Origin of the sequence: Marinoscillum sp. 108 (assembly GCF_902506655.1) — a bacterium.
Classification (GTDB): domain Bacteria; phylum Bacteroidota; class Bacteroidia; order Cytophagales; family Cyclobacteriaceae; genus Marinoscillum; species Marinoscillum luteum.
Map to the genome: position 1 here is coordinate 19,405 of NZ_LR734811.1, position 12,702 is coordinate 32,106.

Here is a 12,702-nt window from a genome sequence, read left to right on the forward strand (position 1 = left end):
AGCCTTACACTCCGTACCACATGGACGATTATTGGATACTTCTTCAATCTATTGAACATAGTGCAACTAAATTAACTTTTGATAGGTTTCCTGATATTCAGCACTAATTAATTTCCAGTCGAATCGTGAGATCACTTTGTCGATATTTCTTCTTAAATCGGCATAAACCTCTGGGTCAGATGCCATTTTGACAATGGCATCTTCAATTTCCCCAATATTTGGTTTTCCATCATCGTGAAATCCCACCACATAGCCTGCATAATGCTCACCATCTTGCATTACTTCTGGCAATCCACCCCAGTCCGTGACAATCACCGGCTTACCATTGGACAAATACTCCAGCACAGAAATACCAAATGTCTCTCCTTCAAAAAAGGAAGGTAGCACCCCGATATCAAAACCAGCAATATAAAGCCCCGGATTTGAACTATAGCCTGTGAAAACAATTCCTTCTTGATCACCATAGGTTTTGGCTAACTGGTCCAAAAAGGTGCCCTCCCCCACCAAAACCAGCTTCATTTGTCTCTGGACTCTCTTTTTGGCACCTAAAAATGCCAAAATCAGCGCCTCCCAACCTTTGCTCTGATGCCCTCTGGCAACCATCCCCACTACAAATGAATCCTTATCTTTTTGTTCTTCATTTTTCACTGGAACAAATGGCAGACCATTGTAAATAAGCTTTATTCTTTTCGGATCCAAAGCTAAATAGCTGGCTAATTTCCTCTTAGCAAACTCTGATACAGCCACCCAGCTATTCACTCTCCCTATGACAATCTCATCAATCTCCTCACCCTTTCTCATTCTCAATAGATAGTCCCCTTCTTCGGTAACCACGAGTGGAACGGATGAATGCAAGTGCTTCGCACAATTCAAATCAGAAGGATATAAAAAAGAATGGACCACGTCAACCCGGTGTTTCCAAATGATATATTTAAACAAAAGACCAATCATCTTTTGGCGAATCGAAGGTGATTTGCCACTCGATTCTTCAAGTGCATTCAATTTCCACCCAAGGTAATTAATTAGGTGAAAGCGGTTTAGGTCATAATATCTAACTTTTTTCGAGAGGAGCGTATTCAACATTTGAGTCTCTACCTTATCTCCATTCCAGACAAAAAAGTAAACTTCCGTCTGAGAATTCTCACTCAATATTGAGGCCAACTTGAGCGCAAAGGTCTGAGCCCCTCCTACTTCAAGTGTACTAATCGAGATCAATATTTTTTTGTGGGTGCCAGATTTATTCAATTTCGAAAGGACTTTTGTCTTAGAATATTAGCTAACCAGTACGCATTAAAAACTGCAACCACCAGATAGAGTAGATACCTCACACCGGGTTTGATCAAGAATGCTTGAAATACCTTTTTTACCCCTTTTTGGTAGTCTAGTTTGAGCGTATCGATAGCAATGTTCATCAAAAAATCTATATCAGAATTCAGGTACTCCAAATTGAGATTGACCAACTCGAAAAAGGGGGAATGCTTGCTAAATTCCCTTCTCATCACTATCCGATAATAATAGGTATTCCACAAATTACTACTTGTGTTATTTTCATGTCTTCTCACTAAGGCCAACCCTCCGGGTTGACTATTGAAGATGAATTTACATCCCGCATTCAGGCAAGATAACCAAAACATCCAGTCTTCATTATATCGAAAATCCGGGTTAAACAACCCGACTTTCCTAAAAAGTTCTTTCGGTATCAAGGGGGAATTAATTGTAAAGGGTCCTTTGAGCAGAGTTCGGCCAATCTCCACCCCAGATCCTGATACCTCGGGAGTATCAAATGATCTTACCTGGTTTTTGTGCCCGTTGAAAGATTCACCAAAAATCCGGTGATGTGAATAAACAATATCAACATGGGGATTGATACGATGGATTTCAACTTGATAACGGATCTTGTCAGGCTCCAGCATATCATCGGCATCCAGTAATTGAATGAAATCCCCCTTTGACACTTCCAATCCCAGATTTCTGGCGGCATTGGGTCCTGAATTTTTCTGGAACAAATAGCTAATTCTTGAGTCCTTTTTAGCGTATTCCAGTGCTACTTTCCTGGTGTCATCCTCCGAGCCATCATCTACTATAATGCACTCCCAACTGGGATAGCTCTGTGCCAGCACACTATCCAGACACTCCGGGAGATACCTCGCATAGTTATAACAAGGGATAATGACTGAAACCAAGGGATATTTACTCATGATTTTCTAAAGAACCTCTTCTTCAAAACATACAATACATCAAGCAGTTTCCTCATTTTATTTCTACCCAACAATACTGAAACAATGCTCATCTTAATACCAGTCATCATTGAGCCCGCTTCAATCTCATGATTGCCCTCTTTGCTTAAGTGTTCAAAATAAGCTTCATTATTAGAATCTATCCCCAAATGAGTCTTACACAATTTGTGCTTAATCCTAAGGAACGGTAAATCCAAATGAGCAGCACTAAAGCCTCTTTCATCAAAAACGGCAATTGGCTCATTCGTATAGAAATTATGGTTCGGATTCAAACCAAAAGCCTTAATCATGAATGCATAATCCGCACAACTTTTATAGCGCTGATCAAATAAACCGCACCGCACAAACAAACTCCTGTGAGCAAATATAGCCTGATGACAAATGACTCGCTCCGCCAGCTTTTCATTCGTATATTCAAATCCATATCTCCTCCCAGAATGCTTGAAAAAGACATCTCCATAAACGAAATGGACTTTCGGGTAATAAAGGTGGTCAGCAATTGCAGAGAGGGCATTCTCGTACAACTGATCATCCGAACCCAGAAAATACAACCACTCCCCACTGGCCATGGCAACGCCCTTATTCATGGCGTCATAAATACCCGTATCGCTCTCACTTATCCATTTAACTCCATATCCCTTATAATCCTCTATGATTTCTAACGTTCGGTCCGTGCTGTTCCCATCAATCAACAGTACCTCATAAGACGAATAGGATTGGTGGCAAACAGAATCCAAGCAACTTCTCAGAGTAAGTTCCGCATTGAAAGTAGGGATGATTATCGATATTGTAGGTTTATCAGGCACGGCTATCAGTCCTTTTCCTGAAGTTTTGTCCCTCACTAATAAGATAAAGGCCAATGATGAAAAACGGAATTAGAGGTATCCTGTACCTAACCAAAGATCCGAAATTATAGGTGGAAATTCCGATAGCGAATGCAAATGCCAGTGAAAAAACCATACAAAACCCTACCACTGGGTTGGAAAATATCTGGCTAAAAAACCGCGAAAGGCCAATTTTCCAAATAACCCTGATCAACAGAACGATCATAAAAAGACTCTCCAATGCAGACAACAGCATGACAGGATTGCGTACTTCCCAAATTACTGGCCGAAAAAGCCCTGTAAACACGGCCATTGGAGCCTTCCTTATCATCCCGCCCGTGGAGAAATCATAATCTCCGAATGTATATACCGACCCAGCCTGTTGCTCGCCCACATACTCCAACCATTTGGCAGTCTCTTCGGCAGTATAGGCTATTGCATCCAATGAATACCTTTGATTATCTTCTGATATTTCCTGAACGGAAAAAAACCCTCCAAAAATTACTATGATTACTATAAATGGAACAATTAATAGTTTGAGGGCCCAATTGTCAATTCTCTTCATGCTGGCAAATCCAACCATTACCATAATCCCCGGAATCAAACACATCAAAATATAAATCTTGATAGTATAGAGGATATAAAACGACACGATAAAAATTAATACCATCGAAATCGAATAGCGCCTTTGAAAAACCACACCAAACACCCCATAAACTATCCAACCCAAAGCAGAAAGTGTGATGGGGTCCTTTAGTATTCCAGATCCCCAAAACCATAATGATGGAATAAATAAACAAGCTACAGCCAATTGTTTGACCAAAGCTGGATAAAGGGTGCAGAATGCATTGAACAATGCCCACACTCCGCTAAAACTTAGCACCGCAAAAAAAATGGCTATAGAATAGTAGGATCCACCACAAACAACCCCAAAAAAACCCACAATACGAGCAATAAAGTATGTGGGGGCATCCCCAAAGGTAAAAATCCTGGAAGCATACTGATAGGTATCGGGATGATATTCTGTTGGCCCGAAAACAAGCCTGAACCATGCCATCGGGGATTCAAAAAAACTATTGGCAATAATCACCCCAGGCTTAAAGTAATAATTAAATGTATCTCCACCATACCCGTAGTAAAACTCAAAAATAAAACCCACCATTACGGCTCCAAATATTTTCAGATATAAGGCAGGTAAAAAATACCTTCGAGTCTGGCGATTCGTAAAGTATGGTCTCAGAAAAAAAGCGCCCACAGAAATAAGTAATAAGTAAAATGGTGTAAACAGCAAATCCCTAACTCCCATGTTTATTACTTTCGCTTAATTCTATTTTTTTAGTGACTTATTCCGTCTTATCATGCATTCATGAAACTCCTCTTCCTCACCCCATATCCAATTCAAAGAGCCCCATCACAGCGCTTTAGGTTCGAGCATTTTTTCAAATTTATGGAAGAAATGGATTTGACTTATGACTTTAGCTCTTTTCTTTCCGAAAAGGCCTGGGGCATAGCCTATCAGCGGGGTAATTTCGTAAATAAGGGATTTTATGTGATTGGAGGATATCTATCCAGGATAAAAATGCTCTTCACATTAGGGAAGTATGATTTTATCTTCATTCATCGGGAGCTCACACCCTTCGGTCCACCCGTCTTTGAATGGTTAATCACCCGGGTATTTAAGAAAAAGGTGATCTACGACTTTGATGACGCCATCTGGATGGCTGATCAGAACCATGAAAACATTCTCTGGAAAACCCTGAAATGGCGCTCAAAAGTAGCGTCAATCTGTAAATGGAGCTGGAAAGTATCGGTTGGGAATGAATACCTCGGTGATTTTGCACGCAAATATTGCGATGATGTGGTGCTAGTACCCACCATCGTGGACACTTCTATTCACACACCCCCTATTCATCAAAAACACCCAATACCGGTCATCGGGTGGACAGGCTCGCACTCTACACTCTTCTATCTGGACACTATTCTTCCGGCTCTTACACTGCTGCAGGAGCGATTCGAATTTGAATTTTTAGTCATTGCCAATAAAAACCCCAACCTACCTCTCAAACACTTTCGCTTCCTGGCATGGAAGAAAGAAACGGAGATTGAAGACCTGAGTCTCATGGATATAGGGGTGATGCCTTTGGAGGACACGGAATGGTCGAAAGGGAAATGCGGATTCAAGCTGATCCAATACCTTTCTCTTGGTGTACCAGCGGTCGCCAGTCCCGTAGGGGTGAATAATGAAATCATTCAAGAGGATTTTAACGGATACTTTGCCCAAACCACAGAAGATTGGGTGTCCAGGCTTTCAACCTTGCTTCAGGATCATCAGAAAAGAAAGACTTTGGGAAACAATGGCCGACTACTGATCGAGCAGAAATACTCAGTAAATAGCCAGAAGCAAACTTTTTTCAATCTATTCAACGACCAGCCCTAAGCTTCTCAAAAGTCGAAAATGCCTCTGCAGTTTCTGAATCGTAAGCGAGCAGCCGTACCGGAAGGGCTCCAAATTTATCCAGGGCACCGTCTTGCCCTAGAGCTTCCTGGGTGATCAGATAAAAATCCTCTGTCTCACACATGCGGCTCAGTTCGTTCTTCGTAGCCAGTTTTTCATGAATTTTCTCAAATCCCCGCTCTCCGCCAAACTTCACCTGAATGAGTGGAGCACAAACGCTTACCAAATCCGCTACTTTAACAGATCGAAGCTTGGGGATCATGATGACTCCCCCGAAATCTCTGCTCATTTGGGCATAGATCAATTGGCGGGCATTGTCCAATGAATCCACAAATCGAGTCAGTTCTTGGCTGTATAGAGTAATGGTCTCTCCTGCATTCAATTTTGACAACTTATCCACGATGGAGCCAGGTGATCCTATCAGATTACCAAACCGAATTACAGAAGCCTGAAACTCTGGACTATTGGATTTTAGCACCAACCGCTCACCGGCTTGTTTCGAATTGCCATAGACAGAAACTGGCTCTACTGCCTTGTCTGTAGACACAAAGATCAGTTGTCGAACACCAGAACGCCGGGCCGCGTGAATCACATTTTCCGTGCCCAACACATTGGTCTTGTAGCATTCGGTTGGATTATCCTCACACGTACCCACCTGCTTCATGGCCGCAGCATGTATCACCAGCTCCACCCCATTGCAGGCTTCGGCCAGTCTGTCTTCATCGCGCACATCCCCGATCACAAAATCCACCCTCTGGGATAAATCTCCGAGTTGCATCTTGAGATTGAAGTGCTTCAGCTCATCTCTGGAAAATACCACAACATGCGTATCCTCTTGCTTGAGGAGCTCACCTACCAGGAATGAGCCCAAATATCCGGCACCTCCGGTAATCAATACTTTCTTACGCAAATGATTTTCCATTATTTAGAGCTCCTTAAGCTTCATTTTAGCTTCCTTGTTAGCAGAATGACTCCTCCCTGTAATCTTACGAACCTGCTTATAATAGGCTTTGGCAGCCTCAGTATCTTCTTCTTTCTCTGCAATCCTGCCCAAATGTAGTACGGCATAAATATAGTAACCCATATCTGTGGCATCAGCAGCCTCACCGTATTCCATAGCTAGTTTAAAGTATTTCTTGGCCTCTTCAAAATTGCGGTGAATCTCATTCATATGCCCAAGGAAAAAGGAAGCATACCTGCCGGAATTGTATTCATATCCAGCCTGAGCACTGTCAATCCGGTTCAAAATGGATATACACTCTTTGGTGGCTTCTCCATAGTTGCCGGATTGATAGAGAAGGCGCGTATAAAATCTATGGAAATAAGCATTGCCCGGAAAAGTTTTATGGAGATACCCTGCCAGCTGCATCGATCCCTGAATATCATTTTCCTCATAATACGAGATTCGCATCAAATAGTATTGCGCCTCCGTGCGGGTATAAAATGCATTTCTGGCCACAATTTTTAACTGCTCAATCCCTTTTTCTTTATCCCCATCTGGAAAAATGGCCATAACAGGTTTCAGAAAAGGATAATTCTCCGGCACCCACTCCCGATAATAATTGAACAACGCATCTCCAAACAATAGCTCAGGGCTCAGATCACCATAGCCTTTACATTCCTCCAGATATTTCAAGGCATTCTTCCCTGCATAGGCCGCCTTCCCCCACTCTCTTCTTTCCGAATACAATCTTCCCTGAAAAGCATAAGTGGCTGCCAGCATAAAAGCTCCCTCTACCTTATTCAGGTCTTTGTAGAGCCGCTCCGCCAGGATCATGGAGGTGTCCATATAGGCATGAAAGGCCTTGTCATACTCCTCGTTGTTGAAATTAGGCAGAATACGCCACCAATAGTTCAGTCCCATGAGAAAATAGGGCAGCGGGTGCCAGCCATATTCCTTTCTCAGGTAATTAAAGTGTGACATAGATCGCTCAAAGCGAAAATTGTACATGTCATTGATCGCCTCAGTGGACTCCATCTGAATGAAGGGATTGGAGAGTATGCTATAGTTGCTATCTATGGGTATTTTGGCATTGAACTGCGCCCGGGCACTAAACATCCAGGTGAGACAACAGGCAAAAATCAGGAGTTTCTTCATGTGGTGATCCTTTTAGCAAGAGCTAGTAGGCAACTATTGTTCCAAACGGAGCAAGGCTTATGAATTTTCATACGAAATTAGCGCCAATGAACGGGTTAAATAAGTATCGCCAACGATTTTTAGACGACTGGTATAACATAGACGGAAAAGCCTTCTTCTTCGTTTTATGTCTGCTCTATTTTTCAGCCTTTCTCATCAAGAGGATGTTTATCATTGATAGCATTGCCGCATTCGAAATCCTGCAGGATCGCGGTGAAATGTGGATCATGGATGTCTTCTTTGGCCTACAGTACCTCTCGGTGCCCATCTTCATCGCCTGGAAATTTACCCTCACATCCTTCCTGCTATGGGTAGGCTGCTTTCTCTTTGGGTATAGGGTCACTTACGCTCAGCTATGGAAAATGGTGATGATCATGGAGTTGGTCTTTATTATCCCTGAACTTTTGAAGGTCGTCTGGTTTACTGTATTTGAAACCGACCCTACTTACCATGATTTCGTGGCCTACTATCCACTGAGCCTCATTAATTTTTTCAACTATGAAAGCCTGGATGCAAAGTGGCTATATCCCCTCAAAGCGCTCAATCTTTTTGAGATTCTATACTGGGGAATGCTGGTAGCCGGCATCTATTGGTTGAGCAATAAAAAACTGAAAACATCCCTTTTCATTACACTTAGCTCATATGTGCTTTTTTTCTTTTTGTGGCTAATCTATTATGTGATCGTGTACAAATGAATTTTACACCTGAAATCCTGGCAGAAACAAACTCTCCTTTTTAACAAAATTTATATGTAATGAAAGAATCAAAAATTCCATTTCGGAGTAAATAAGCTTTATAATAGCCCATATAAAGAATCGAATCCTCAGACATTATACCGCATTATTGCTAATTTCGCCAAGTTGACTCAAAAGAATCATGATGGGATATCAAAAGACTAACGTAATAGCCGGATGGGCTACTTTTATCATTTCAATGGTGGTCTACACCTTGACCGTGGAGCCCACTGCCAGTTTCTGGGACTGTGGTGAGTTTATCGCCTGTTCTTATAAGCTCGAAGTTCCCCACCCTCCGGGAGCACCTTTTTTCCTTTTGGTAGGCAGATTATTCTCTCTACTGGCTCTGGGTGATGTCACTCAGGTAGCCTTCTGGATCAATATGCTCAGTGTGATGAGTAGTGCATTTTCTATCCTGTTCTTGTTTTGGTCCATCACTCACCTTGTCAAGAGAGTGCTGAAAATCAAGAAAGGTGAAGAAACCACTGAACAGACCATCCTGATTATGAGTGCAGGCCTTGTTGGTGCTTTGTCTTGCACCTTCTCTGACTCCTTTTGGTTCAGCGCTGTGGAAGCCGAAGTTTACGGTATGTCAGCGTTTTTTACCGCCTTTGTATTTTGGGCTATCCTGAAATGGGAAAACATTGAAAACGACTCAGATGGAAACAAATGGCTGATCCTTATCGCTTACATGATGGGCTTATCCATTGGTGTTCACTTGCTCAACCTCGTGACGATCCCGGCTATGGGGCTGATCATTTATTTTAAAAACAACGAAAAGATTACCAAAAAAGGAATCATCCTAACCCTAGGTGCTGCCGGAGCTGCTATACTCATCGTCATGCTGGGCGTAATCCCCGGCCTGCCTTCGGTAGCGGGTACTCTGGAAATATTCTTTGTCAATGGCTTGGGACTTCCATTTGGATCGGGGGTTATATTCTTTGGTACTGCATTTCTTGGCGGATTGGTTTATGGAATATACTACTCCATCAAAAAACAGAAACTTACGCTCAATACCATTCTCCTTTGTTTCACTTTCATCATCATCGGTTATTCTTCCTATACCATCGTACTCATACGAAGTAATTACAACCCACCGATAGATGAAAACAACCCTGAAGACGTGCTGTCTTTCGTGTCTTACCTGAAACGCGAGCAGTACGGGAGCAGACCTTTGTTTAAAGGTCAGTACTATACAGCCGATATCGTAGATCAAAAGCAGGGCAGTCCTACTTACATGCGTGGTGAGGATAAGTACGAAATCAAAGATTACAAACTTGAGTACGTCTATAATCCCAAGCATACCACCATTCTGCCCAGGATGTACAGCAACACGGAAGCACACAAGCAGCGCTACCGAGAGATTACCGGGCTGCAACCCGATGAAAAACCAAGTTTTACGGACAACATATACTTTATGCTCAACTATCAGGTGGGCACTATGTACATGCGATATTTCCTATGGAACTTCTCTGGCAGAAGTTCAGACATTCAGGATGCTGGTTGGGTAGGGCTCAACGGTGCTTTTGATACAGACCTTCCAGAGTCTCTTCTGGAAAACAAGGGCAGGAACATCTATTATTCTCTGCCCCTTTTGCTAGGCTTGTTAGGGATTTTCATTCAGTACAAAAAGGACAAAAAATATTTTTCGGTCACGCTGCTACTCTTCTTCCTGACAGGAATAGCTCTGGTACTTTACCTGAACTCTCCCCCGTCTGAGCCTCGTGAGCGTGATTACATTTATTCCGGCTCCTATTATGTATTCGCTATTTGGATCGGTTTCGGAGTACTGGCCATATACGACTTGCTCGGGGCCATTGTGAAAAACAAGAAACTCCTGGCCGTACTCTCCTTACTATTGGGACTTACCATACCGGGTGTAATGGCAAAAGAAAACTGGGACGATCATGACAGATCCAACAGGTACTTCTCAGTAGATGCAGCCAAAAACTACCTGGATTCATGTGCGCCCAATGCCATATTGTTCACTGGTGGAGACAATGACACCTTCCCTCTCTGGTATGTTCAGGAAGTGGAAGGATACAGAACAGACGTGCGTGTGATCGTATTGAGCTATTTCAATACCGACTGGTACGTGAGCCAGATGATGCGCCCTGCCTACGAGTCAGCGCCGCTACCATTCAGCTTGTCTCTCAAGAATTATCAGCAGGGCGGGCTCAATGATTATCTGCCGGTAATGGAGAATAAGAGCATCAAAGGGGCCATCAATGCGAATAGGTTCCTCGATCTGATCAAACAGGAGCACAAAGGTCTTCAGGTGCCCCTGAGCACTGGATCTTACTACAACTCAGTTCCTTCCAGGCAGATGTTCCTGAACATTGACACTGCGAAGATCAAAGCAATGGGTGTAGTGCCTAAAAATCTGGAAAACAGGATTGTGGATAAAATGACCTGGAGTATACAGGGAAGAGGACTGGAAAAGAATGACCTGGGAGTGATTGACCTCATGGTCAACTCTAATTGGGAGAGACCTATCTACTTCAATACCACCTCCATGAATTCACTGAATATGAACCTTAGACCTTATGTGGTTCAGGAGGGTATTGCTTACCGACTATTGCCGGTAAAAAACCCGAATGCCCAGGAATATCAGGTGAACAACGACGTGATGTACCAAAACCTGATGGAGAAATATCACTGGAGACAGCTGGATAATCCGGATGTGTATTATTCTGAGGATTATCGCAATTTCTGTCTGAATCACAGATCAGCTTTTAACACACTGGCTATCTCACTGATGGAAGCCAATGACTATGACCGAGCTAAGGAAGTATTGGTAAGGTGTCTGGAGGTAATGCCCAATGAGTCCATTCCATTTGACTACTTCAATGTACAGCAGGTAGGTCTGCTTCTTGAGGTCGGCGAAAATGATCTGGCCAACTATGTGGCAGAAACCACCTCAAAAGATGCTGTAGAAATGCTGGATTACTATATAGAAAGGGGTATCTACAACCGTGCGGAAATCCAACAAAAACTCTACTCGCTAAATAACATCACCCGTGCCTATCGGGCCAACCGGATGAATGAGGAGGCTGCAAAGTATGAGGAGATGTTCAATAAATACTACAAATCCTTTCAGAATAATTAATGAGATAGAAGGATCTCAAAAAAGGCCCCGCGAGTTTCACTCGCGGGGCCTTTTGTTTTTTCAACCGGTGGTAAGGCTGACCCCCATTACTCATGGATCAATCTAACTCATCCCAGAGCATCTAACTACCAGGCTCTCACCCAAAGAATCCTGAGTTCGGGCTACGACCAATGACGAGTTCATCAGTTGGTATGAGGGGCTGACAACCGACGCGTTTAGAAGATCACCAACTAGACCATCGAGCCCTACATCATGACGAAAGCTATGGAGGGATCAAGCGGAATTCCTGTGGATAAATTGTATTAAAGATGGATGTTGAAGTAGTTATCTGATACCTTACATCCCTCAATCCAATTGATTTGCAACATACCCTTCATTTTCTTTGCTTGCCCCGGGCCGCGTAGGCAAAGAAAACAATTGGTGATTCCACATAAAGGAGGCACCAACCTGGCCGGTCGCACGCAAACAATCATTTTGACTCATCTGGGTTGCGCTTTTTTAGGAATTTTTTGGAGTCAAAATGATTCACACTTGTCCCGGCCGGGCAAGGCTTGGATGCCCCGCCCTCCTTTACGTCCTTGTTCTCTACTTTCAAGTAGATTATTTGATTTTACAAACAATAAATATATAATGTCACCCCACACAAATATTGTTTGACCCCTATGGAGGGGGATCATTAAGAGGACATCAAATATTGAACAAAAAAAAGCCACCAAAATCTTTTCAACTTGGTGGCATCTGCTTTCAGAAAGAAGATTCTAATTTTTCAAAAATCGATAGGCTTTTTTGAACCTCAATACCTCATCTTTTACCACAAGGAAATAATACCCTGTAGCAAAATCTTTCACGGGTACTCTGAATCGGCCATTTCCAATTTCCTCAGGAGAAATCTTAATCTCATTACCGATGATACTGTGCATCTCAAACTCAGTATTGGTAAGGGTAGAATTGGAGATCTCCACGATCACATACTCAACAGCCGGGTTAGGATAAATCTCAATCTTATTGCTAATATCAAGAGGCTGATTGTAGAAATTAGTTTCTGCACTCACCACGCTACCAGTACCACTCTGTGACCAGGCGGCCAAGGAGAGGAGGCAGGCAAACGACGCTATGATGAGTTTATTGTACATTGTTACATACAAAGTACGCAAAAAAAATACCAAAGTTCCCGCATTACCTCAAAATTTTTACATGAATTCTTCG

At 42.7% G+C, this 12,702-nt stretch carries 10 protein-coding genes; 3 read left to right on the forward strand and 7 right to left on the reverse strand.

Going from position 1 to position 12,702, the window contains the following annotated elements; translation table 11 throughout:
* Positions 1–66 precede the first annotated feature (66 nt).
* From GV030_RS15365 to GV030_RS15380, 4 genes are read right to left on the reverse strand one after another with little or no spacing between them, the layout of a single operon-like run.
* The gene (locus tag GV030_RS15365) at positions 67–1,245 is read right to left on the reverse strand and encodes a glycosyltransferase family 4 protein (RefSeq protein ID WP_159583901.1); all 1,179 of its coding nucleotides are present in this window, start codon (positions 1,243–1,245) and stop codon (positions 67–69) included.
* Positions 1,242–2,198 carry a glycosyltransferase family A protein gene (locus GV030_RS15370; RefSeq protein WP_159583903.1) on the reverse strand — a complete coding sequence of 319 codons (957 nt, stop codon included), beginning with the start codon at positions 2,196–2,198 and terminating at the stop codon, positions 1,242–1,244. The genes GV030_RS15365 and GV030_RS15370 overlap by 4 nt, the downstream gene beginning before the upstream one ends.
* Positions 2,195–3,097 (reverse strand): glycosyltransferase family 2 protein, encoded by a 903-nt coding sequence (locus GV030_RS15375; RefSeq protein ID WP_159583905.1) that lies wholly within the window; start codon positions 3,095–3,097, stop codon positions 2,195–2,197. The genes GV030_RS15370 and GV030_RS15375 overlap by 4 nt, the downstream gene beginning before the upstream one ends.
* Complete coding sequence (locus GV030_RS15380) at positions 3,036–4,223, reverse strand: hypothetical protein (protein ID WP_159583907.1); 1,188 nt, start codon at positions 4,221–4,223, stop codon at positions 3,036–3,038. Before GV030_RS15380 ends, GV030_RS15375 begins: the two co-directional genes overlap by 62 nt.
* A 204-nt stretch (positions 4,224–4,427) precedes the next feature.
* On the opposite strand from GV030_RS15380, the gene GV030_RS15385 reads away from it, so the two are divergent.
* Positions 4,428–5,498: a glycosyltransferase family 4 protein gene (locus GV030_RS15385; RefSeq protein WP_159583909.1), complete on the forward strand. Its 1,071-nt coding sequence runs from the start codon at positions 4,428–4,430 to the stop codon at positions 5,496–5,498.
* Here the strand turns inward: GV030_RS15385 and GV030_RS15390 are convergent.
* Together GV030_RS15390 and GV030_RS15395 are read right to left on the reverse strand one after the other, a co-directional pair.
* On the reverse strand, positions 5,482–6,438 hold the full coding sequence (locus tag GV030_RS15390) for an SDR family NAD(P)-dependent oxidoreductase (protein ID WP_159583911.1): 957 nt from the start codon (positions 6,436–6,438) through the stop codon (positions 5,482–5,484). The genes GV030_RS15385 and GV030_RS15390 overlap by 17 nt on opposite strands.
* A 3-nt stretch (positions 6,439–6,441) precedes the next feature.
* Positions 6,442–7,614 (reverse strand): lipopolysaccharide assembly protein LapB, encoded by a 1,173-nt coding sequence (locus GV030_RS15395; protein WP_159583915.1) that lies wholly within the window; start codon positions 7,612–7,614, stop codon positions 6,442–6,444.
* An 86-nt stretch (positions 7,615–7,700) separates the two neighbouring features.
* Here GV030_RS15395 and GV030_RS15400 point away from each other — a divergent pair, with 86 nt between their 5' ends.
* Positions 7,701–8,348 (forward strand): hypothetical protein, encoded by a 648-nt coding sequence (locus GV030_RS15400; RefSeq protein WP_159583917.1) that lies wholly within the window; start codon positions 7,701–7,703, stop codon positions 8,346–8,348.
* Positions 8,349–8,529: 181 nt separating this feature from the next.
* Complete coding sequence (locus GV030_RS15405; RefSeq protein ID WP_159583919.1) at positions 8,530–11,496, forward strand: DUF2723 domain-containing protein; 2,967 nt, start codon at positions 8,530–8,532, stop codon at positions 11,494–11,496.
* A gap of 758 nt (positions 11,497–12,254) precedes the next feature.
* Here the strand turns inward: GV030_RS15405 and GV030_RS15410 are convergent.
* Complete coding sequence (locus GV030_RS15410) at positions 12,255–12,629, reverse strand: T9SS type A sorting domain-containing protein (protein WP_159583921.1); 375 nt, start codon at positions 12,627–12,629, stop codon at positions 12,255–12,257.
* Between the last annotated feature and the right edge of the window lie 73 nt (positions 12,630–12,702).